17 protein-coding genes and 2 pseudogenes are annotated in these 22,095 nt (G+C 63.9%); 10 read left to right on the top strand and 9 right to left on the bottom strand.

Translation table 11 applies throughout. The annotated features are described in order from the left end of the window. Positions 1 to 285 precede the first annotated feature (285 nt). Positions 286 to 657 (top strand): SHOCT domain-containing protein, encoded by a 372-nt coding sequence (locus ACZYZE_RS17605; RefSeq protein WP_463909251.1) that lies wholly within the window; start codon positions 286 to 288, stop codon positions 655 to 657. Between the two features lie 105 nt (positions 658 to 762). Further along, a complete protein-coding gene (locus tag ACZYZE_RS17600; protein ID WP_463909249.1) occupies positions 763 to 1,485 on the top strand; it encodes a DUF4396 domain-containing protein in 723 nt (240 codons plus the stop codon). A gap of 494 nt (positions 1,486 to 1,979) precedes the next feature. Here the strand turns inward: ACZYZE_RS17600 and ACZYZE_RS17595 are convergent, their stop codons facing one another. The 3 genes from ACZYZE_RS17595 to ACZYZE_RS17585 form a co-directional block, all read right to left on the bottom strand. Beyond that, the gene (locus ACZYZE_RS17595; protein WP_463909289.1) at positions 1,980 to 2,975 is read right to left on the bottom strand and encodes an aldo/keto reductase family protein; all 996 of its coding nucleotides are present in this window, start codon (positions 2,973 to 2,975) and stop codon (positions 1,980 to 1,982) included. Positions 2,976 to 3,215: 240 nt separating this feature from the next. Then, positions 3,216 to 3,995: an alpha/beta fold hydrolase gene (locus ACZYZE_RS17590; RefSeq protein ID WP_463909248.1), complete on the bottom strand. Its 780-nt coding sequence runs from the start codon at positions 3,993 to 3,995 to the stop codon at positions 3,216 to 3,218. A gap of 117 nt (positions 3,996 to 4,112) precedes the next feature. After that, a complete protein-coding gene (locus ACZYZE_RS17585; protein ID WP_463909247.1) occupies positions 4,113 to 4,346 on the bottom strand; it encodes a VOC family protein in 234 nt (77 codons plus the stop codon). On the opposite strand from ACZYZE_RS17585, the pseudogene ACZYZE_RS17580 reads away from it, so the two are divergent. After that, positions 4,333 to 4,491, top strand: a pseudogene (locus ACZYZE_RS17580) (IS21 family transposase); the annotation flags it as partial. The gene ACZYZE_RS17585 and the pseudogene ACZYZE_RS17580 sit on opposite strands and share 14 nt — an antisense overlap. Before the next feature lie 130 nt (positions 4,492 to 4,621). Here ACZYZE_RS17580 and ACZYZE_RS17575 read toward each other — a convergent pair. Next, positions 4,622 to 5,226 (bottom strand): annotated as a pseudogene (locus tag ACZYZE_RS17575) (IS3 family transposase); the annotation flags it as partial. Between the two features lie 218 nt (positions 5,227 to 5,444). Here ACZYZE_RS17575 and ACZYZE_RS17570 point away from each other — a divergent pair. The 3 genes from ACZYZE_RS17570 (at position 5,445) to ACZYZE_RS17560 (ending at position 7,435) form a co-directional block, all read left to right on the top strand. Next, positions 5,445 to 6,023 (top strand): MFS transporter, encoded by a 579-nt coding sequence (locus ACZYZE_RS17570; RefSeq protein WP_463909246.1) that lies wholly within the window; start codon positions 5,445 to 5,447, stop codon positions 6,021 to 6,023. A gap of 129 nt (positions 6,024 to 6,152) precedes the next feature. Further along, complete coding sequence (locus ACZYZE_RS17565; RefSeq protein ID WP_463909245.1) at positions 6,153 to 6,461, top strand: hypothetical protein; 309 nt, start codon at positions 6,153 to 6,155, stop codon at positions 6,459 to 6,461. Positions 6,462 to 7,096: 635 nt separating this feature from the next. After that, positions 7,097 to 7,435: a PDDEXK nuclease domain-containing protein gene (locus ACZYZE_RS17560; protein WP_463909243.1), complete on the top strand. Its 339-nt coding sequence runs from the start codon at positions 7,097 to 7,099 to the stop codon at positions 7,433 to 7,435. A 405-nt stretch (positions 7,436 to 7,840) separates the two neighbouring features. Here the strand turns inward: ACZYZE_RS17560 and ACZYZE_RS17555 are convergent, their stop codons facing one another. The 5 genes from ACZYZE_RS17555 to ACZYZE_RS17535 all read right to left on the bottom strand — a co-directional run bounded on the left by ACZYZE_RS17555 (position 7,841) and on the right by ACZYZE_RS17535 (position 17,491). Next, the gene (locus tag ACZYZE_RS17555; protein WP_463909241.1) at positions 7,841 to 10,426 is read right to left on the bottom strand and encodes an outer membrane protein assembly factor BamB family protein; all 2,586 of its coding nucleotides are present in this window, start codon (positions 10,424 to 10,426) and stop codon (positions 7,841 to 7,843) included. Beyond that, positions 10,423 to 11,538, bottom strand: a complete 1,116-nt coding sequence (locus ACZYZE_RS17550; RefSeq protein WP_463909240.1) for a HupE/UreJ family protein — start codon at positions 11,536 to 11,538, stop codon at positions 10,423 to 10,425. The genes ACZYZE_RS17555 and ACZYZE_RS17550 overlap by 4 nt, the downstream gene beginning before the upstream one ends. An 813-nt stretch (positions 11,539 to 12,351) precedes the next feature. After that, the gene (locus ACZYZE_RS17545) at positions 12,352 to 13,296 is read right to left on the bottom strand and encodes a metallophosphoesterase (RefSeq protein WP_463909238.1); all 945 of its coding nucleotides are present in this window, start codon (positions 13,294 to 13,296) and stop codon (positions 12,352 to 12,354) included. A 544-nt stretch (positions 13,297 to 13,840) separates the two neighbouring features. After that, positions 13,841 to 15,358, bottom strand: a complete 1,518-nt coding sequence (locus ACZYZE_RS17540) for a CYTH and CHAD domain-containing protein (protein ID WP_463909236.1) — start codon at positions 15,356 to 15,358, stop codon at positions 13,841 to 13,843. A 1,026-nt stretch (positions 15,359 to 16,384) separates the two neighbouring features. Continuing rightward, the gene (locus ACZYZE_RS17535) at positions 16,385 to 17,491 is read right to left on the bottom strand and encodes an IS110 family RNA-guided transposase (protein ID WP_463909234.1); all 1,107 of its coding nucleotides are present in this window, start codon (positions 17,489 to 17,491) and stop codon (positions 16,385 to 16,387) included. Positions 17,492 to 18,137: 646 nt separating this feature from the next. Here ACZYZE_RS17535 and ACZYZE_RS17530 point away from each other — a divergent pair. The 4 genes from ACZYZE_RS17530 (at position 18,138) to ACZYZE_RS17515 (ending at position 21,956) form a co-directional block, all read left to right on the top strand. Then, positions 18,138 to 19,289 carry a tyrosine-type recombinase/integrase gene (locus tag ACZYZE_RS17530; RefSeq protein WP_463909232.1) on the top strand — a complete coding sequence of 384 codons (1,152 nt, stop codon included), beginning with the start codon at positions 18,138 to 18,140 and terminating at the stop codon, positions 19,287 to 19,289. 203 nt (positions 19,290 to 19,492) lie between these two features. Next, positions 19,493 to 21,136, top strand: coding sequence for a tyrosine-type recombinase/integrase (locus tag ACZYZE_RS17525; RefSeq protein WP_463909230.1), 1,644 nt, complete (start codon positions 19,493 to 19,495; stop codon positions 21,134 to 21,136). After that, a complete protein-coding gene (locus ACZYZE_RS17520; RefSeq protein WP_463909228.1) occupies positions 21,133 to 21,747 on the top strand; it encodes a hypothetical protein in 615 nt (204 codons plus the stop codon). Before ACZYZE_RS17525 ends, ACZYZE_RS17520 begins: the two co-directional genes overlap by 4 nt. Further along, positions 21,744 to 21,956, top strand: a complete 213-nt coding sequence (locus tag ACZYZE_RS17515; RefSeq protein WP_463909227.1) for a hypothetical protein — start codon at positions 21,744 to 21,746, stop codon at positions 21,954 to 21,956. Before ACZYZE_RS17520 ends, ACZYZE_RS17515 begins: the two co-directional genes overlap by 4 nt. The last annotated feature ends 139 nt before the right edge of the window (positions 21,957 to 22,095 follow it).

Below are 22,095 nucleotides of genomic sequence, written 5' to 3'. Positions count from 1 at the left end.
CTTGGGCCACCATGCGCAACATCCGGCAAGACCTGGTGCTCGCCGTTGGCTACAACACCGCAGCCATCCCCTCGCGGCCGGGCTGCTCTACCCGTGGACCGGAGCGCTGCTGTCCCCGATGGTCGCCGTGCCGCAATGGCGCTATCAAGCATCAGCGTAGTGGTCAACTCCAGCCGCCTAGTGCCTTCGAGGTACCCACCGAAGGGATACAAAGCGAATGATAACGACCGGAAAGAACGGCCAGCGCAGCATGGAATCTGATCACACCGCGAAGGAGAGGCTGGCATGTTCGATTGCGGAGTTGACGGCGGGATCATGGGAATGATGGGCGGCGGCGGAATGATGTTCTTCGGGATCCTGTTGACGCTGGCGCTGCTTGCCCTGGCAGTCCTCGGTATCTGGGCTCTCATCGTTTGGCTGCGGAACAGTCGAACTGCAGCCGGAACCTCGGTTCCGGGCGGACGCAACCGGGCCCGGGAAGTGCTGGACGAACGGTACGCGCGGGGCGAGCTGACCACAGAAGAATATCTGGAACGGCTTGAAGTCCTGAATGGGTGGGCCCGGGCGATCCTCTGCGGCCCACGAGACCACGATTACGCCCCAAGGAGCGGCGATGTCCGTGAAATGTGGAACTGGGACTGGAAGGCAGATTCGTGATCCTTCGGTACCTCTTCTAAGTGGCGCTTGAGACTTCCCCTTGGGCGGTGCCCCTGAGGCCCCGAAGGCCAAGCGAGCCTTCCGGGGCTCGACTTTACGTGATGAGTGAACAACTACGAGAAAGCGAATATTGGTATGAATGACGATGCTATGGATATGAAGTCTATGGAAAGTGCACTGCCCGGCTGGTTGACCCCCGTGTCCTGGTTCTTTGTTGCGGTGGGAGTATTCAGCGCAGCGCTGGTGCTGTACGACATTTATGGGAGGCGCCGCCACCAGCCCAACGCTGCCATGGGATTGGTGTGGCCAGTTTCGGCCCTGTACCTCGGGCCCTTCGGCCTCTGGGTCTATAACCGTTGGGGTAGGAACGCCCCGGGGGGCACGATAGACCTTCACAGGAAAACCCTCGCAGGCGGAGTCCCGGGCGGGGCAGCTGCGACCGTGGGCCACTTCATCGGGGTTCCACTCGTGGTGGCCAGCGGACTAACCATCGCAGGGACGAACCTATGGGTACTGATTATTGTCATCGCTTTGCTGGCCATCGCCTTGCTGTTCGCCTTTGAGTACTTTTTTGCTTCCGCAGACCGGCACGGCCCGACGGGAAGGAGTGCCGGCACCGCCTTGCTGACCGCCATCGTGACTGTCCTCGCCTTCGACATCGGCATGGGCGGATGGATGCTTTTTATGCACTTCGGAAACTTCATGCCGGCCCCTACCGACATCAGCTTCTTTTTCCTCATGCAAATCGGTCTAGTTCTGGGGTTCCTCACCGCATACCCAGCCGTCCGCTGGCTCATACTGCGTCGCGTCAAAGTCGTCTCGCTGTAATCGTTGCGGATGCAAGGCGAGGGAGTTTTTATGGGACGGGATTCAGCGTGCAGGAACAGTGCATCATCGGCGCCGGGCCGGCCGCCGATGCAGACAGGCTCGCAGCGAGTTGCCGGCCCCGCCCGGATAGCTCTCAATTCTGGTCGCATTGGNGGGGGGGGGGCGGTTGGAACCCCGCAGCGTTCCCCTGCACGGGACGATTCCACAGCTCCGATCGGGCAAGAAGCCTGCTTGTCGCTTTATTGCCGGCGGGACATCCACAGAAAAATCGGCATGGGGCGTCACCACCGCCTTCCCGGAAATCCGGGAACGGCCTGCCGTCTGGTTGGGGATCGCCTGTGCCGAAGGGTAAGCGTGCAAACCTGCTGGGAACCCGGTGATTTGGCGGTTGGGAATCTTCAGCCAGGAGGTTGGCGCTGCTACAGCAGGTCACGGCCGGCCAGCATGATGAGCTACGTCGATGTGGGTACTGACAGAACCGCAGCTGTGGTGCCCTAAACCCGCTCGGGGAATGATTCGACTTTGTTCGGGTCGCGCTCGATGAGGTCGCCCAAGGCGCTGTCGATCTGTTCGAGTGTTTCCTTCGTGAGGATATTGTTAGCGGCTTTGACTGTGTCATCGAGCTGTTCGGGACGACTGGCGCCGACGATGGCGGCGGAGACGTTGGGGTTTGCCAGGACCCAGGCGACGGCAAGTGTGGCCAGCGGAACGCCTAGGCCCTCGGCAATCGGCTTAAGTTTCTTCACGCCTTCAAGCACTGCCGGCTGCATGAACTTGTGCTCGGTTTTCAGGCTGCCATCATTTGAGCTAAAGCGGCTGCCGGCTGGAACCGTGGAGGCGCCATACTTGCCGCTCAGAACTCCTTGGGCCAATGGCGACCAGCAGACCTGGGTGATCCCCAGTTCTTCGCAGACCGGGACGACTTCGGGTTCGATGACACGCCAAAGCATGTTGTACTGCGGCTGGCTGGACACGAGCTGGATGCCCAGCTCCCGGGCCAGTTTGGCGCCAGCGCGGATCTCGTCGACAGTCCATTCGGACACTCCGATGTAGTGCGCCTTGCCTGCCCGCACGATGTCCGCGAATGCCCCCATGGTTTCTTCCAGCGGGGATTCGTAGTCATGGCGGTGGGCCTGGTAGACGTCCACGTAGTCCGTCTTCAGGCGCCGGAGGGAGCTGTTGATGGACTCTATGACGTGTTTGCGGGACAGGCCGCGGTCGTTCTTGCCTTCTCCGGTGGGGAAGAAAGCCTTGGTCATGACCTCGATTCCTTCGCGGCGCACGCCTGTCAAGGCTTCCCCGAGCATCGTTTCTGCTTTGGTGCCTGCGTAGGCATCCGCAGTGTCAAAGGTGGTGATGCCCAAGTCCAGAGCCTTGCGCACACACGCCGTGGCGACGTCCTGGTCTACGGTTTCTCCGTGCGTGGCCCAGTTGCCTAGTGCGATGGAGCTGACGTACATGCCGCTGTTGCCGAGTTTCCGATACTGGATGAAGTTTCCTTTCAATGGTTTCCGGGGTGGCCGGCAGAATCCGTGGAACCCCGGTCGATAGATGAAGCGCGCAGGTGCGCGGTGGGGCGGTGCTTTCACGGACGATCAGACGCGTCTGGCGGGAAGTGGCTGCGGACGGTTCTCCGTGCAGGGTGTCTAACAGGATCCGCGCGGCATCCTGCCCCTGTCCGGCTACGTCAACTCAACGTAAATGGCTCCGCCCCGGCGCTCAGCCGCAGCTCAGCCGGTGCTATCGAGGATCAGGCGCGCCGCTTCCGTTGGTTGGTCCCAGTGCGGGAAGTGACCGCAGTTTTCGAACCAGTGCAGCGTTGCATCCGGGAACAGCTCCGTGGCCCGCGCCGCCTCACTGGGAGCGGTGACCTTGTCCTTCCGCCCCCATCCAATGACCACTTTGCCCTTGAGTGAACCGGCCGGTGCGCCTTCCTGGCGGGGTCCGTGAATCAGCGCGTTCAGGGCCGGGTCCAGACTGGTCGATGTCTTGAACCCGCGAAGCTCATGCAGGACCAGATCCTGCGGCAGCTTCCAGGGGTGGGCGGAGAACTGAGCCAACAGGGCCGTGCGGCCCACGGGGTTGCCCGTGAGGAAGGGGAGCGCCGGTTGGATGCGGCGCACCAGTGCGACGGATGCCTTGATGCTTGCACCAAAGATCGCTGCCTGGCGGTCATTCCAGAATCCACCCGGGTCCAGTGCGATCGTGGTGCCAGCGTGCCCTCGCCGTGCCATTTCCATCGCCATCCGGGCGCCCATGGAGCTGCCTACCAGATCAACGTCACCCAGTTCCCCGTCGCGGATAAAGGCTTCGACGGCATCGGTCAGCGTGGCAATGGTGATTTCGCCGGTCAGCGGCGCGGATTCGCCGCAACCGGGGAGGTCGACAGCGATGACATCGCGTTCAGCGGCCAGCGCCGGGATTACCGGGTTCCAGTTACCAATACTGGAACCGAGCCCATGGATCAGGAGGAGTGGCTTGCCGGAGCCTTGCCGGGTTGAGTGCAGCATGACTTCACTGTAGGGGCGGTGCAACATATCTGGCCAGAGGTCATCTGGCGAAAGGCCCGACGGCACAGCGATACGCGGTTAGGCAGCGCATCCAACACGCCTCAGGTCGAACACATCTCAGGCAGGGGCGAAGAGTTCAAGCGCCACGTCGTCGGGGGCCCTAAATTCCAGGATGTAACCGGCGCCGATGTGCTTGACTTCCCCATGCGCAATGCCGAGCTCGTCAAGGACCGTTACGGCAGTGTCGAGGTCGGTGCGGGCGGATACGACAAAGCTCAGGTGATCCAGACCTCCCCTGTCCTCATCATGGCAGTCACCTTCGGGTGCAACCGGGCGGAGCCCGGCGATCAACGACGCGCACTTCCCGGATCACCGGCCCGGATCCCGGGCGACTACATGGTCAAAAGCCCGCAGCGCCGCGGAAGCGGAGTTCCTTGGCATCGGTGCTGGTGCCCGGACCTGGCTGCTTGAGGCTGCCGCGGTGGGCACCGCACGATGAACGTGAAAATGGCCGAAGCTGCTGCGGGGATTTCGGACAGCGGAATTAGTGGATTCTTCTACGCTGCCAAGGCTGGCTGTTGATAACCATAGTGGACTTCGTTGGGCCGACGGTAACCGAGCGCGGAGCAGTCGATGACGGTGGCGAGGTAAACGAGTCCTTGCCAGGTGTGGATGTACGTGATGTCGCCGACGAACTTCACCCCGGGGCGGTCGGCGGTGAAATCCCGGGTGACGAGGTCGGGTATGCCCGCTGCTGCCTCGGTGGTGACGCGGAACGGGCGTGGCTGACAGGCCACCAGGCCGTGATGGCGCATGATCTGCCGCACCAGCTCGGGTGAGCACTCGGTCTGTTCCGCGGCGAGATCGGCGTGGATGCGCCGGTACCCGTAGGTGCCCTCGGAGTCCTCGAAAAAGTGCTGGATCCGCGCCGTCAGGGCCTGGCGGCGGGCTGCCGTGGCCGATTGCGGACGGGTAGCCCAGTGATAGAAACCGGACGTCGAGACGGCCAAGCAGCGGCACATTTTTACCACCGAATTCATATTGGCGGGCTCAGCTTTTTGGGAATCGATGAATTCGTACTTGCTCACTACCGCTGCTCCCGGGCGAAGTAAGCGCTGGCCTTTTTCAGGAAGGCGGTCTCCGCCCGCAGCTCTTGAACTTCTCGCTCGAGCTCCTTCAACCGGGCCCGTTCCGACACCGGTAGATCCGCTTCGGTCCCGCCGTTGGCCTCGCCTGGGGCTGGCGACTGCCGTTCCTCGTCAGCGCGGTCCTGGTCATTGTCGGCCTGGTCATCCGCCTTACCATCGCCGAAAGTCCCGCCTTCGCGGCGGCCCGCGAGAAGAAGGAACTGGTGAAGCTCCCCATCAAGGAAGCCTTCCGTCGGCACCCAAAGGAAATTTTCCTTGTCGCCGGCACCTACCTCAGCCAAGGCGTTTTGCATACATCACCATGGCCTACCTCGTGAATTACGGCACCGCCGTGGCCGGACTTGACCGTACAACCGTCCTGCTCGGCGTCTTCATCGCAGGCATCGTCGCCGTCGTCCTCTACCCGGTCTTCGGCTCCCTCTCGGACAAATACGGCCGTAAGACCATGTACCTCACCGGCGCCGTGGCCATGGGCGTCCTCATCGGGCCCGCGTTCATGCTCATCAACACCGGCGTGGCAGCCAACTTCATCCTGGCCGTCGTGATGATCTTCGGCATCGCCATGGCCCCGGCCGCCGGCGTGACCGGGTCCCTGTTCTTCATGGTATTCTCCCGCGAAGTCCGCTACACCGGAGCATCGGTCGGCTTCACCATCTCCCAGATCTGCGGATCCGCGTTCGCCCCCACAATCGCCACGGCCCTGTTCGCTGCCACCCAGTCCAGCGATTCTATCGTCTTCTATCTTCTGATCGTCTCGGCCATCTCCGTCATCTCGGTGGCACTACTGCCAGGAGGTTGGGGTCGTAAGGAAGCAGCACCCCAGAACGGCGAACTGCAGGAAACCCAACGAACACAGGAGCCCAGCACCGCTGAGGCCTGATCCGACCCTCGGGACGGACAGCTGGCATGGCATCCGTCCGCCTCGACCTGGACCGACAAAAAAGACAGGACCGCGGGCACCAGCGGCCAGGACCATAGCCGCCACCCTTCGACAGAAAGGACCGGACCCATGCAAGAAGGCTTCCAGCACTACACGCCGGCAAAAGAACCCGCGCCGGAAGCTGCCGACCACCGCCGGTATCCCTTCAGGGAGTGGAGCATGCTGGTCGGTGCCGTAGTTGATGTCCGGCGCGAAGGTGTGTTTGTCAGAACCGGCCTCGTGGAAGACACCACACCCTCCGGAGATACAGCCTGGATAGCGGCGGACGGAATTGACCACCGGATCATGATCGAAAAAACCGCAGGTTACGACATCTGGATCACAGCCGAACAACTGCTGCTCCGGAGGGTTCATCAGCCAAGCAACTCAGTTGCATAGCGGCTGCGGGAGGGAACTCGGGCAACAACGTGAACAGAGCCGGAGTACAGGCCGAACACACCAGCGACATCCAAGGAGAGAGCATGTCCGCCGTCCACACCGAACCTGACCCGGTCAGCTCCAACCAAGGACATGACTGTAGCCTCCTTCGGAACGTCGAGGACTTTCCTCAAGGTGCAATCACATCGTCAGCCTGGGAAGGCTGGTGCCACCAGTTTCCGCCCGAAGAGTCACCCTTAGCGTGACTCAGACCGCCACCACAGAAGCCAGGACACTGCGGATCTGATGACTCGCCGAGCGCTGGCGCCGGCGCCAGCGCCAGCGCGAAGCATGAGCCTTTACCTGGCTGTGGGCCGACAGAAGTTGAGGAAATATGAAATGGGCAGAGAGCAAAGTGGACGGACGCGACTGGAACCCAACAGAGTTTGGCAGACTGGACGCCGCGTGGCGTCAGATCAGGCGGAAAGGCTTGGTATGTCTGGGATGCGGAGGCCCTGCGTTCTTCCGGTCCCCGTCCGGCAGGAGGCCCCCCACTTTTGCCGCTAAACACCAGTCGGGTTGTGCCGCCGTCACACTGAAGTGGACGGTATTCCGTTACCTGCAGTTGCCGGGAAGCAGCGCTGAAGGCCGAGTTAGTGCGGTTAACGGGCTACGTCGTCGTTGAGCTCAAAACCGGCAAGTTCCAGCCCGAATACGCCGGCAAGCTCAACTTCTATGTCGCACTCGTCGACGACGTGCTCCGCCGCCAACACCATAACGAAACCATCGGAATCCACATCTGCGGCACCAAAAATGAACGCAGCCTCCGGTACAGCCTGGGACGCTCCACCTCTCCTATGGCCGTCGCGGCCTACACCTACGACAAACTTCCCCCGCCGGAGCAACAAGCGCTTTCGAACGAAGGACACATCGTCGCAGCGCTGGAATGGGCTGAACCTGACGCGAATGCCCAAGCCGGGCCCGGTCAAGCCTAGAGAAGTGCTTCCATTGCCCGCCTGGCGAGCCCAGGGTATCCGTGGTGGTACTTCCGCCTTCGGCGCTTTACCTGGTGATTGCAGTTACCAATTGCCCGGCTGGCTCCGTTCCACCAGCCGGGCAATTCGCGGCTGATCGGAGAGTGACTTAACCGCGGCGTTGCCACATTGAGCCCGCTGCGAATCGGCCCCGCCGTACTGGTGTACCCAAGATAGGGCGGCCGAAGGTGTCTTCGGTGCTGGCTATCAGGCCGTAGTGGTTGACCGGATACCGCACTGGGGCTGCGAGAGTGGATCCGAGCGCCAGACGGAGCACTAGGGCATGCGGCGGGGGAAGGCCCGTCGGAGCTGTCCCCCGCCGTTGTCGGGGCGGCAGTTACCTACCGCATACCGTGCAACCTCAGGTCATTTGGTCGAGGTGAACGCATACAGGTTCTCGTCGAAAGAGCCGGCCACGACAGTGTTCCCGCTCACGGCCGGCCCGGCCGAAACCCAGGCGCCGATGCCGTACTCCCAGGTGACCTCGCCCGTGTTGGCATCCAGCGAGTAGAAACTGCCGTTGTTGGAGCCGACGAACAGCGAGTCTCCGGACACCGCTGGCGAGGTGTGCACGCCGCCGCGGTCCAGCTTGCCCGGGAGCAGCTTCGTCCAGAGCACCGAGCCCGTGGTGGCATCCAGCGCTGCGACCTCGCCGCTGGGGAAGCCCATGTAGACCACATTGCCGCGGATGGTCGGAGCGGCCGGGGTGGCGCCGCCGTTGATCAGCGACGGGTTCGGGCTGCGGTAGGTCCACAGCGTCGCTCCTGTCGCTCCGTCGCGGGCGATAATGCCATTGTTGGAGCCGATGAAGACCTTGCCGTTCGCGGCGGCCGGAACACCGTCCTGCCAGCCGCCGAGCTCGGCCCCGGACTGCCAGAGCTTGGCACCGGTCTTCAAGTCGTACGCCAAGACGCGGTCCGCAGTCTGGTTGCCAACATAGACCCGGCCGTCTGCCACGGCAGGGGTGCCGTCGCTCATGGTGGACCCGCTCAGCTCCGAGGCCCAGACGCGCTGGCCGGTCTTGACATCCAAGGCCAGCAGGAGGCCGTTCTTGGCCTCGCCGTGGCGGGTCTGGTACGGGTACAGGACCTTGCCGTCGGCGACGGTGACGCCGTAATAGCCGTAGGTGCGCTGGTTGAAGCCCTCCCCGGCGGGCTCAGGATCGTGCTGCCACTTCAGCTGGCCGGTGGCCGCATCTACGGCGAAGAGCGTGCCGCGCAGCGTCGGCACGTACACAGTACCCTCAGTGACGGCGATGCTGCCGTGCACGGAGGACGGGACCTTGTAGCTCCACAGCTTCTTGCCTGTGGACTGTTCCACGGCATGGACCTCGCTGTTGCCGTCGCCGTTCTCGTCGCGGGTGCCGGCGTAGATGACACCGTCAACGATCGTGGGGGAGCCGGTCAGGAAGCTGCCGCCTGTGCGGTAGGACCAGGCCAGGCGCTGGCCGGAGCCGACGACGTCGGCAGCGGCGCCAGTGTGGGCGGCGTCGCCGTGGTGCTGGGCCCAGTCGGCGCCGGGCACCGGCGTCAAGTGCTCCTCGCCGGTAAGGGTGAAGGTGGAGGTCTTGGTCCAGGAGGCGCCTGTGGCGTCGAAGACCTGAACGTCGACGGTGTGCTGGCCCAGTCGGCGCAGGTCGCCCTGCAGTTCAGAGAACCAGGTGAACTCGCCGGTGTGCCGCAGCGGGCGCCAATTTCCGCCGTCCACCCTGAACTGGCCCTTCACAGGGGCGTCGGTGGTGTCGTAGGCATTGACCTGAATGCCGGGGAATCCGGCGAGTGGAACGGAAGCGCCGTCGGCCGGGCTGGTGATGGTGAGCTCCTTCTCAGCCGAGTACATGCGGAAGGGGTTGTCGAAGGACTCGTCCGTCATGTGCACGTAGCGGAAGCCGCGCGGAGCGTTGTCGATCGTATAGGAGCTGGACGCGGTCTGGACGTGCTTGGCCGTGCCCGCGAAAGCGCTGTTCGGTTCGACGTCGTTGGAGTGCTCATGACCCACAAGGATCAACTCGGCCTTGTACTGCTCCAGCAGCGAGCCGTACTGGTCGTAGACCTCCTTGGAGCCGAAGGGAACGTTCATTGGCTGGTGGGTGAGCACCACCAGGTGTTTGCCGTCCTTGACGTTGCGCTCGAGGTCCTGTTTGGCCCAGGCGAGCTGCTCCTCAAACGGTGCCGCGCCGTTGTTTTCGAGCACGAGGAAGTGGCGGTCGCCGTAGTCGAAGGAGTACCACTCGGGGCCGACGTGGTTACGGTAGTTGTTGATCCGGGCGGAGTAGTACGTTCCGCCGGAGTACTCGTGGTTGCCCACGGCCGGCCAGACCGGCACCTTGGACTTGGCCGTGCCGGCCTTGTAAGCGTCGAACTGGGTGTCTGTGGCGTTGTTGGTCAGGTCACCGCTGACCTGGATGAAGGCAATGTCCTGCTGGGTGGCGTTGATCTCGGCAATCTGATCCGGCAGTTGAGCGTTGACGTGCGGATCCGCGACGTTTCCGAAGTTGAAGTTGCCGCCAGCGGACTTGGTGTCCTTGAGCAGGGCGAAGTCCACGGACTTGACATCGCCGCCGGCGAGGGCGCCCACGTTGCGGTAGAACTTGGGAGTCTTGAACTCGTCCATGCCCACGGAGTAGCCGGAGGGCTGGGTAATGAACACCAGATCCGTGCCGCGGCGCTCTGTGGAGAGGGTGAGGCTGTAACGGCCGTCCGCGTCCGTTACTGCGACGCTTTTACCATCAGAGACGCTGACGTCGGCCAGGGCCGGCTCGCCCGCGTCACGCGCCTCGTTGCCGTTGCGGTCCTCGAAGACCTGGCCTGAGACGGTGGCGCTGGGCGGGTTGACGGTCTCGGCGACCGCCGCGGTCAGGGGCGCGGCGACGACGAGGGCGGTGAGGGCGGCGGCGCTGCAGTAGAGCGCCAGCCGGAGCCGTTTTGACTGAGGAGGAAATTGGATTGTCATCCGAAAAAGAACCTTTCGACGAACCAGAAGAGACCAACGACTGCGACCGTAATGGTCGCCCCGCGTACCGCCGGAACCGCAAGGCGGGTCCGGCGCACGAGCAGGATCAGGGGGAAGCCGACGAGCACCAGCAGCAGCTGGGCGGCTTCGATGCCGAGGTTAAAGCTGAACAGGGAGAGCAGCATCGACCCGTCCACCTGGCCGTCGATCTGCAGGCTCCCGGCGAAGCCGAGGCCATGGACCAGGCCGAACAGGAAGGTCACGGGCATACGGCCGCGGGCGCCCATCAGGTTTTCCACCGCGACGAAGGCGATGGAGAGGGCTATGAGGGGCTCCACGACCTCGGCGGGGACGTGGACCAGGCCCAGCAGCGCCGCTCCCAGGGTGAGGCTGTGCGCGAGGGTGAACATGGACAGCACCGCCACGAGCTGCCGCGGCCGGGCCGCGCCCAGCAGGAGGGCGACGACGAAGAGAACATGGTCCATGCCTGTGAGCAGGTGCTCCATTCCCATGGCCCCGAAGCGGCTGACGGCGGCGGCGGGGGAAGAGTTGCCCGCCACGAATTCGCGGTGGCCGGCATCCAGCATCTGGCGGCCCTGGGAGCCACCTAGGCTGTAGTCGACGATGTTGGTGTGCCCGTCGACGACGGCGTCTCCAGGGGAGAAGACGTCGTAGCGAATGCGGTACTCGCCGTTCTCACCGGGGCAGCTGAAGGCAAGGTCCAGACGGGCGTAGGCCGCGCCGTCGTGCTCTTCCGTGGAGGTGCCGGCGAGCTCAGGTGCGCAGCGGGCGCCGTCCAGGAAGACAGTGAGCCGCTCAGCCAGATACGTCCGCAGGGCCGGGCGGGCGTTCTGCAGCGACTCCCGCCGGGCGGAGTCGTCCGCGGCCGCGGCCGCCTCCGGGCCCATGTCCACGGCCCGGGCCAGCAACTCATATTCCAGGCTGAGGGTGTAGACCACCCGCGCGCCATCGCCCCGGACCGTCGAGTATCCCGGGCTCTCGCGGACGTGGGCGGAGGCCGGCGTCGCACCGAGGGTCAGCAGGACGGCTGACAGCACGGCCAGCGAACAGAGGAGGGCGAAATGCGAGGCGCGGCGGCGCAGGACGGTCACGGGAACTCAATTCGAGAGGGATCCGGCGGGCGTAAGCCAAGCTACTCTCGGGGTTCGTCTTTCAGGTGACTCCAAGGTTAACGCCAGCATTTTCCCAGACGGCGGAATAGCTACGGTCTCCCATCACATCGCCGCTTGTACATGCCTGTTGAAACTACGCCGCCGGTTCAGCTGACCGGGACCGTGCGCCCATCCGGCGTTGAGCATCACGTGCACCTGGAGCAGGAACTTTCGGCCGCCGTCGGTCAGCGTGTGACGGTCGGTGATGTGCCGGCTCGGGACCGTGAGCTTGCGGCAGTCCAGGGTTCACCGGCTCCGGAGAAAGCGCCCCTTGGCCGGGTCCAGCGGGATGGGCGCCCCGGGCGGGGACGCTGAACTCTGAAGCGCGCGGGGGGTGTCGGTGATGACCGTTCGCGCTCGTTTAAGCCTGGCGTGGTGCCGACGAGAAGCCACCGCACCGCCAAGCCCTCACGAGGCAGCCGGTTCCTCCGGAGGGTTACCGAGGGCGTGGCGAGGTAGTTCCAGAGGGGACGGCCTCCGTCGTGCATTCTGCGGGCAATGGGAGAGAGGGCCGGTGCCTCTTCGACTTCGGCGGCAGTTCCAGGACTGAGGCTTCCGGCGGCGTCGCAGGACGAGCAGAGTCACGGGCCAAGCGCGCTGAACGTCGCGGGCCGTCTGGGAAATTTTCAGCCCGATCAAGCGCGTGGATCTCGTCTATGGTGACGGCCAAGCCTGTACCTTTCGCTTGCAGAAGCCGCAACAGAGTTTCCCGTCCGGCACCCCACTCATGGAACTGTGCGGCGGGGGCTCATCTCAGACCTCGTAGGCCGGAGCGCCGATGGGAACGATCCGATTGGGCTCGCGGCCAAAACCCTCGATCACGAGGTGATCGTCGTGCGCCTGCACCGTTGCGTACGAAGTGACTGTGGTGTCGAGCATGCCCTTGAAGTTGACGAAGTGAGTGCCGCCGGTGAATCCGTAGTTGCCGGCATGGTTGTGGCCGTTGAACCACGCGACGACGTTGTCGTAAGAGGTGACGAGGTCGACCAGCTCGGTGTCGTTATAGGCGTTGTGCTCGTTGAGCGGAAAGACCGGATGATGCGCGCTAAGGACGACCTTCTCGCCGTGCCTGCGGGCGTGCTCGAGGGTCTGCTCAATCCAAGCGAGCTGCTCCGCACCGACGCCGCCATTCCAGGTCTGGCCGTTTGGCTTGCCCGCAGCGGTCAGCTCGGCGCGCATCTTCTCCGCAAGGGTGTATTTGGCGGAGTCCTTCGGGTTGCCGTAGGTGCTGATGTCGTTGGTGTCTACGACGATGAACCGCCATCCATTGCGGCGGAAGTGATGGTACGACGCCGGCATCTTCAGCGTGGTCAGCAGCTCCTCGCGGGGCAACTGGAAGTCATGGTTGCCGAGCACATGGTACTTCGACATGCGCAGTTGCTCCCAGATCGGCATCACAGCCTCGAAACTCTCCGGGAATTCATCGACAAAGTCGCCCAGGTGGAAGGCGAATCGCAGGTCCGCCTCGTTGAGCGTGCCTACGGCCTCCTTCAGCTTGTCGATGGAGAGCCGATAGAGGCGGACAGGACCGTCAGGCTTGTCGGCGTACTGGCAGTCGGCGATCACTCCGAACCGCAGCGGCGGCTCGGAACCCGCAGAGGCTGCCGATGCCGCCCCTGGCACTGCGACGGTGGCCGCGACCCCGGCGCCCAGGCCTAGGAAAGCACGGCGGCTGTGGGCGTAGGTGGTCCATGGCATAGGGGACTCGGTCGGCATGGCGGGCTCCAGGCTGGTAGGAAGTATCAGCACAAGTAAAGCGGTGCCGAGTGACCTCGTAGCAACGATGCGCCGGCCTCCCTGTTAACACCAAGAGAACACCCCCCCAGCCGAGCTGAGCCATTGAATACCGCGGCGCAAGTGCACGTTGTAGACATGGCCTGGCCAGGGTCTCAAAGGACACCATCTCCCGGCCGGGACGGGCGTCAGGGTGGCGTTGGGCTGCTCGCCGCGGATCGGGTGGGATCGCTCGTAGTGGCGGTCATGGCCGCAAGACTTGGGCCGGCATTGGATCGACGCCCTCACTGGATGGGCGAAGACCCCTATAATTCCGCTGTTTTATGCGCCCAGGTGGGCTATATGCGGAAAGGGCGCTTCGGCGGGTCCTGTTCCACAGAATCTGCCATCGGATCACTTCAGCTGGACATGATATTCACTATCGGTGTCCTGGCTGGCGGCCCGCCTGTGGTGGTTTTCTGCCAAGCACAGAGTTGGGCAGCGGTCCTGTTCTCCCGAATAGGAGGTGTCAGGGTTGCAGTGAGATGGTGGGGAATTTCTTCCATTCGCGGTGGAATCGGGTCTCGGCCTCGATAGCGGAGGATTGTTCCAGGGCGTGCAGCCGCCCGTAGCTGAACCCGTTCTCGCCCAGGACGAATGCCTCGGCTCCGAGTCTGCGAAGAAGCTCGCGGGTAACGACGCTGTCCTGGTGGTCCCCCAGGACTTTCTGGACGCCGTGGGCGGCGTCGGCCAAACGGGCGGTCTGCTTGGGGTTGACGGGGGCAGCGGCTTCGGCAGCATACCGCAGCCGTTTCCCGTCTTTCCGGGCCTCGTGCAGGGCCGGGTGGTCTCCGGTGCCTGCAGCATGCCGACTGGCTTCCCGCGCCGCGGTGCGCATCCGCTTGACGTCGCGTTGGACCAGCCGGGGTATGACTTTGACTGCTGGTTTTGATGCCAGCGGCGCAAGGGGCGGGGCGGCGATCATGGCCTCGAGGGCGTCGAGCAGCCAAAAATAGCGCACGCCGTCCAATGCTTCCAGCACCCTGGCGTGGGCTTCCTGGTAGGCGCCTCCGAGTTCAAGATGGCCCCTACGGGTGACGGGTCCCATGACCAGCTCGCCGGGTTCCTCTGCGACCATGTCCTTCAGGCGTGCATGCATGACCTCAGCATCGCGGGCCTCACCGAGCACGCCCGCGAGCCATTTCTGTTCGTTCCGCAGGAAACCCACAGTCTCGGCGTCGTCCAACAGTGTCCGGTACGTCGCCAGCACGGGGCGCATACGTCTGGTGGCAACCCTCATCTGGTGGACCGCATCGTGGGTGTCCTGCCGCACTCGGGGGTCCTGGTCTTTGAGTTCTTTCACCTGTTGCCTGAGGTAGGCGAGGATGACATCGCCGGCGGGTCCCTTGCGCTTGGGCGCTGGCACGGGCTCTGTGGAGTCAGGATCCAGGTTCAGGGCGCGCGCGAGTTTGGACTGGTAGGCGGAGGGCCGGACGCCGGCTCCGGCGAGCCGGTCCTGCACGGACTCGAGCAGGGCCCGGGAACCGGCGACGAGTTCAATCTCCCACTCCCGCCATCGCAGGGTGCCTAGTTTCTGCCCACGTGTCTCAGACTGCACCCGGTCATCACAGAACTCCGCGAGAACGGCGTTGTTCTTGTCTCTGAGCCGGTACATGACGCGCCTCGTCTTCAGCCGGGCCACCGGTACCAGCGCGCGGTCTCTGGTGTGCACACGGACCAGCCCGAGAAGGGCGTCGGGGACGCCGCCAGTCTGCCCTCCGAGCGGTTCGCGGAATTCCGTCCGTTCGTCCGGTCCTGCGGGAAGCTTCAGGTGCCATCCGGCGTCCTCTCCGCCGGTCCTGCGGCGCAGGGTGATCCGCGCGGATGCCAGGCGCAGGTCCTCGGTGTCGAAGTACTCGGCCTCCAGCCGGTGCTCCACAGGCCTGTCCACCCGGGCAACACCGGGCAGGTCCTGAGGCGAAGGAAGAAGGTCCTCCTCCTCGACATCAAACTTCCGTTCGATCTCAACAACGCGTTTCGCGGACATACCGAAATTCTACGTCCCGCGTTCCGGCGCCGGGCATGACGAGCACCAAAAGCCGTCCCCGTGGGCACCTACAGGACCGGAAACGCTGTCAGCCCATGGACCGGCGCGCCCAGGCAGTCATATCCATAGGCCGGGTCAGCGGTCACGGCTGTTGAGCGACCCATTTTGGAGGAAACTGACCATGGCAGGCCGGAGATCAGCAGTGCACCCGGGGGCAGTCCGAGCGTTGCCTCGCCCACGCACGGCCCATGTCATGTGCTCGCTCGTAAGGTCCACGCGCAGCCTGTATCCGGCCGCCGCCTCGGGCCGTCTTGATCCGGATCTTTCCGCTGTGCCGGAGGTCGCCGCTGAGGTCAGTGACCCTGAATCCCACATTGTCCGGTTGCTCTTGTCCGTGAGGACCTCCCATACCGTGGAAGGGCGGGCATTGATCAGAGCCTCCGGCTCAAAGAACTGCACGGGCCCACCGTAGCTGCCGGTCGGGATCGACGGGCGGTTCACAGGCCAGACTCACCCACTGTTCAACCTCCAGCTGATGATAAATGCACCTGAACGCCAGAACGGCGGACCACCGTATTGTTGTCCGCCAGCGTCCAGGACGTGCTCATGAGCACGATCTTGTTCGCAGTCATTCAAGCATCGAAGTCAGGTTTGTACTAGGGGGAGTACGCCGTCACGGCGATCGACGTGAAGGCGATGGAATCGTGTCGGCCCAGCTGGCCCTCGACAGCTGATATAGAGGTTCGGTTGTCAATAGGCATGGACGAGCGGCTCCTGGCTTTTGGTTCCCGGGGCCGCTCGTCGTGTGCCGGCCCGGTCGTGGTGTGAGTGCTGGCGAGTCGTTTCGACTGCAGTGTCAGGCTGATATTCGCGGGTTGGTTACCGCAGGACGATGTGTTCGGCTGGAGCGTATCGGTGTCTAAGATCGAGCGTTGACGGTGTGGTCCTTCTGCTCATAGCTGGCTCTCGAGTTAGCTCCGCGTGCTGCCATCCCACTTTCACCACGTCCCGGGGGCACGTTTCGGGTCAGGCCGCGTTCATGCGTTCTCCCTGCTGCAGGGGCGCCGCCAGTGACCAGCACCAGCCGGCGAGCTCGCGGGCGATCGCGGTGTTGGCCTTGACGGACATTTTGTGGCGTTGATCGAAGACTTCCCACTTGTGGTGGAGCCGGTGGTTTCCTTCCAGAGCGCGGATCCGGGTTGCCGGGGCGACGCGATCGAGCTGGCGCAGCAGCCGTTCTCCGGGCCGGGCGTACGGGCGCCGGTGCTGCCAGACGGCTTCGATGAGGAGTCTGCGGGCGTAGGCGTTCCCGGCCTTGGTGATCGGGCCCTGGTGGCGGGACTGGCCGGAGGAGTTTTCGCTGGGTACCAGCCCGAGATAGGAGCCGATGGAGGAACCGGTGAAGCGGGTCCAGTCCCCGATCTCCACGGCCAGCCCGAACCCGGTCGTGACCTGAATCCCGCGCAGACACATCAACGCCTCGATCACCGGGGTGTAGCGGCAGGCAGCGGCCGTGGCGGTCACCTGCTTATCGATCCGTGCCAGGTGCCCGGCGAGCAGTTCGGCCTGCTCGACATCGGCCTGATAGGTGAACTGCAGCGCCGGTTCGTCAAAGCGCTGGCGGTGCAGCCACAGGCTGTGTTCCTTCGTCCATCTCGTGTCTTTGGGGTAGCGGACGCCGTGGCGCAGCAGGATGGCGTTCACATGCTGGCGGGCGGGCGCGAGGTCCTTGGCCGTGCCCGAGCGCAGCCGGGACAGGTCCCGGAGCGCTTCTTCCTCCGGGTCCGGGATCCGCACCTCGGTGACCGAGCCGACCGCGAGCATCTCAGCCAGCACCCGGGCGTCGCGCCGGTCGGTTTTCACCCGGTCACCGGGTGCGCGCAGCAGTTTCGAGGACGCCGCGACGACGCAGTTGCTACCCGCGGTGCGCAGGTAGCGGGCCAGGACGAATCCGGTCGGCCCGGATTCGTAAACGGCTTTGACGGGCGGCTCGAATCGGCGGACCCACTCCAGCACCATGGCCGGGTCAGCCGGCATCGTATGGTTGCTGATTTCCCCGGTGGCCAGGTTCAGCGCATGGCCCACGACGTTGACCGCGTGAACATCGAGATCAATGAAAGTATGCTCAAACATAGCCGGGACCTCCCAAACTTCACATGTGGCACTACCATTGCACCCCTGACGAGCCGGCCAGGCCAAGGGAGCCGCCAATGGCAACCCACGGACCCTGTGAAACAGAAGGCCCCGGCCTCTTGCCGCTACCTGGCCCCCCGTCCGGGATAGAAAACATCACCGCCGGGGATCAGGCCCCACAGCGCCGCCCTCCAACGCAGACGTCCACGGACTACACCAAAGCCGGAGCTGCGGGACCGCCCGGCGATAATGGCTGGTCCCGGACGGGGGCAAGGACCTGCACCCCTCACTTCATATCGTCTAAGCAGCTGATGCTGGCGCGGACGTCGTCGATACCGTCCCTGGACAGTGCACCCAGCTGTGGGGCAGAGGGCAGGTTCTGACATTATCGGGTCTCACGGCCTTGGACGATCCGACGGGAGTTCTGGCCGGGTCTGGATCAGACTGCGTAAGGGAAAACATGCCTGTCAAAAAGGCCGCCTGATTGAGATGCCTGAGGCGAGCGGACGTGCCTCTCTACCCGTTTCTGTCCCACAGGCTGGTTTCGGTACCGGCTGAGCACTGGTTTTCACTGTCGTAATGCCCATTAGAGGGACACGCGGGGGATGTTCTCGGTACCGCTCACGCAGGCTCCTATCCTGTTGCTATGGCGGTGGCCTACAGGCGTCTTCGTATCCTGACCCCGAGCCTTGGGGCCTACTACGGCGTGGTCGACGAGGGGTACCGGCCGCACGAGCTGGCGTCCCGGTGGCTTGAGGTCCGTTTCTTCGGACGGGCACAAGCCGAAACGACCAGCGCGCAGTACGCCAGCTCCATCGCCTTATTCCTGACTTGGTCGCAGCAAAGCGGGCGAGACCTCGAGCAGTCGGCCCAAAAGCTTCACCTGTTCGCGGCCTATCTCGCGACAGATCCTCAGACGTCCGGGCGGAATGCCGGCTCGCCCCGAACGGCGGGCCGAATCAATCGGATCCTTGTAGCTGTGCGTGAGTTTTACCGATTCGCAATAGCCGAGGGTGCTCTGCCGACCCGACTTCTCAGCGACTTATACGAACTCCCCGACGAGCGAGAGTTCCATTCGGCGAGAGGCCCGCGGGTACGGCACAAGCGGCGTGAGTCCCGACGAGCGACGGCGCCTGACCAGGCGACGGCAGCTGAAGTTGCAGCTCTTCTTGATGCCGCCGTGACTGCCCGCGACCGGTTCCTGATCCTTCTCTTCGCACTCACCGGGATGCGGATCGGACAGGCGCTTGGACTGCGACGGCAGGATCTGCATCTCGTGCGCGACGCGGGCAGCCTCGGATTGCCGTCTCCCACGGGTAACAGCGGTCTGTGCCGTGTCCCGGGCGAGCACATCCATGTCGTCCGCCGCCGTAACCCGAACGGCGCCTGGTCCAAAGCTCAGTTCGACTTGGCCGTCCCGGCACCGGGGATTCTGCTCGCCCTTTACGACAGCTACATGCTCGAGCGCGACGGCTGTCAGGAGGCCGCAGACAACGACATGCTCCTCGTCACGTTGAGCGGGGCGACCCGCGGGTGCGCGATGTCGCCTCGCAATCTCAACAAGATCATCGAGCGGCTCGCCCGGACAGCGGGTTTGCGTCACATCCACCCCCACATGTTCCGGCACTTCGCCGCTTCTGAGCATCTGGCGTCGGGAACCACCCGCGATGAACTGCAGGCCCTTCTGGGATGGAGCAGCCCAGCGTCGGCCGACCCGTACATCCATGTCAGCGACGACCGACGCCGCGCGGCGGTTGACCGCCTCACTGAACGGCTGACATCCCGGGCGCATTCATGACGGCGGTCGCACGGTCATTTGAAACAGCGGCAAGTCACCCACTGGCAGGGCACCCGTTATCGGCGGCCATCGAGACGCAACTTCCACTGGACACCTGGGATCTCCGAGTGTTTGGATACGGCCGGGCCACTTCCCCTGCCCGGTTCCGGGGACGGGCCGACCGTGCCGGTCGCGGCGCGACAGACATCAGTCAGCCGTGGCTGTTGTCGATTGCGAAAGAGTGGGTTCTTCGCGGTGCTCTTCGCCGTGTCAGCGCCAGCTACATGGACGATGTGGTGCTTGCAATCGCCTTACTCTCCGCGACCTTGCGTGAACGGCCGGACGCCGGGCTCGACGCCACACGACTCGGCCGGGATGACCTCACAGCACACCTGATCGGGCTGGGACAACTCCGCGAGAGCGCGCTGCTCAGCCGAAGCGGCCAACAACGCTGCGTACGTTTCCTCAACCATGTTCTGGAAGATACCCGCCAGTGGGGGCTGACCAACGCGGGCGGTGTCGCTGCGGGACTGCCTGACAGCTTCGCTTTGACCCGTCGGGACCATCCTCGAGGCTTCACCCGCGGCTCCGATGAACCCGGAAAGGCGTTGCCCCGGGAAGTTGTCCGTCAGCTCCTGGCACCAGCCTCCCTGGCCCTGCTGGAGTCAGGAGCTGGCAGATGGGCCGTGAACTGGTTCAAACTCGCTCTCGGCACCGGCAGGCGCCCCGGCGAGTTGAACCATCTGCCCCTGGATGGATGTCTGGACTACAACGTGCTCCGCGATGAAAACGGGGCGGAGCGCACTCACGCTGTGTTGATTCACAACATGTCAAAGGTTGGTCTGACTTCTTACCGGCTCCCGATCAACTCTGAAACGGCTGCGGTGATCGAGGACCAGCGTCAGCAGGTGCTGCACGCATACCCCTACACCGATCGGGCACGGCTTCCATTGTTCCCACATCCGCACCACAACGACTCTGGCCAGCGCCCGGTGGCGACCTACCAGGTGGGACTCTCTCTCCGACGTTGGGTGGAAACCCTGCCGGAGCTTCGCGGACCGCAAATGGATGAGGACGGCAGGGCGGCAGGCGCTGAGGAACCGGTCAACGGGAACAGGCCGTTCCCGCGTCAAAAGGTTTACCCTTACGCCCTGCGGCATACGTGGGCTCAAGATCACGCCGATGCCGGCACCCCGCTTGAGGTGCTCCAGGACTTGCTCGGCCACACTAAACCGGGCACCACGCAGGGCTACTACCGGATGACGCATGCTCGCCGGCATGAGGCCATGAACCGGCTCAGCCGGCTGCAGCTGACCAACACCGGTTCCCTCGTCGTCGCGGGGCTTCGCGCCCTTGAGCACGAGGAAGAACTCCGCAGCCACGTCGGCGCCGTGGCTGTTCCTTTTGGGACCTGCGTTGAACCCAGCAACGTCAAGGCCGGCGGCCATAGCTGCCCCTACCGCATGCGCTGCCTGGGCTGCTCACACTTTCGCACCGATCCTTCCTATCTCCCCGAGCTCGGGGAATACCTGACCCAGCTGCTGGTCTCGCGTGAACGGCTTACCGCCGCTGACAGCGTCTTGGAACCGTGGGCCCGGGACAGCGCAATGCCCTCTACCGAGGAGATCGACCGGGTCCGGCACCTGATCCGCCGCTGCGAAAACGAACTTGAATCCCTGACTGACGAGGAACGCGCCGAGATCAACGCCCATGTCGCACAGGTTCGGACTGCCCGGGCCGGCACCACTCAAGCAGTGCCGCTGGAACTGCTGGGAATCGTGCGCGCCGGCGAGCCAACCTTGTTCGCAGGGTCCTTTCAACGGCTGCGGGACGCCGGCCAGATACCGACGACCGGGAGAGTACGATGACATCCTCGAGCGCACAGCAGACCGATGGCATGCTCCGCCAGCGCCGGACTATAAGCGAAGCCAAACATCGCGCCGTCCGCACCGCGATCGACGCCTGCGTTGCCCGCGGCACCACCGATTCCGCCGCCGGCATCGCCCGGAAAGCAGCAGTGACGGAAACGTTTCTCTACCGCCACGAGTCGGAGCCCTGCGCTCTCTGCGCGCAGGTGTTCGGTATGGGACCTGTCGGGTATCTGCGCACCCACATGGCACGCGTCCTCGATTCCAGGGATGCCCACGCTCAAGAGCAAGGTCTCGTCACCGCGGCAACGACCCGGGCTGATCTGGCCAACACCCGCGCCGCTAACCACCGTCTGCAACAGCGCCTGCAAGCGCTGGAACGCCGGCTCGGGGAAGTCCTCGGCCACGCCGTCCAGGACAATCTGCCGGAGCTGGACCGCCTCGCCCAGGACATCGACCCAGCCAGTGAAAAACGAATTCGCGAGCTGTCCGAGCAGACAGCCGCCCTTCAATTGCTGCTCAACGAACGCGAAGAGGAACTGGACGCCGTCCGGCGCCTTAACACCGATCTCACACGCCGCCTGAACGCGACAGCGAAGAGCGCGCCATGAGTGACACGCACGATGACGGCCATCCTCCAGCAGGGGATTTGCCAGCCGAGGACGAGGACACGGTTCTGGAGATACTGGAAATGCTCAAGGCACTCGATTCCACACGGCCCGACCAGATGACCCCGCTCTTTTATCAGCACTGGTTCGAACAACTGAACATGTCCATCCGGGATCTGCTCAGGATTCTCGGTCATGAAGACGGCATCTGATTCCGTGACAGTTCAATAAACACCAGTAGCTGGATGGTTATCAGTTAAGGCAAACCCTGGCCACGCGGACGTTCCATTGACTCAAGGCAATCTGGACCGTTGGCTTTCGCCAGCGAATAGTTCAGGATGTCAGCATCCG

It is taken from the genome of Pseudarthrobacter woesei (assembly GCF_055412745.1).
The sequence above is the reverse complement of the archived record's forward strand: the minus strand, read 5'-3'. Positions and strand labels throughout refer to the sequence as shown.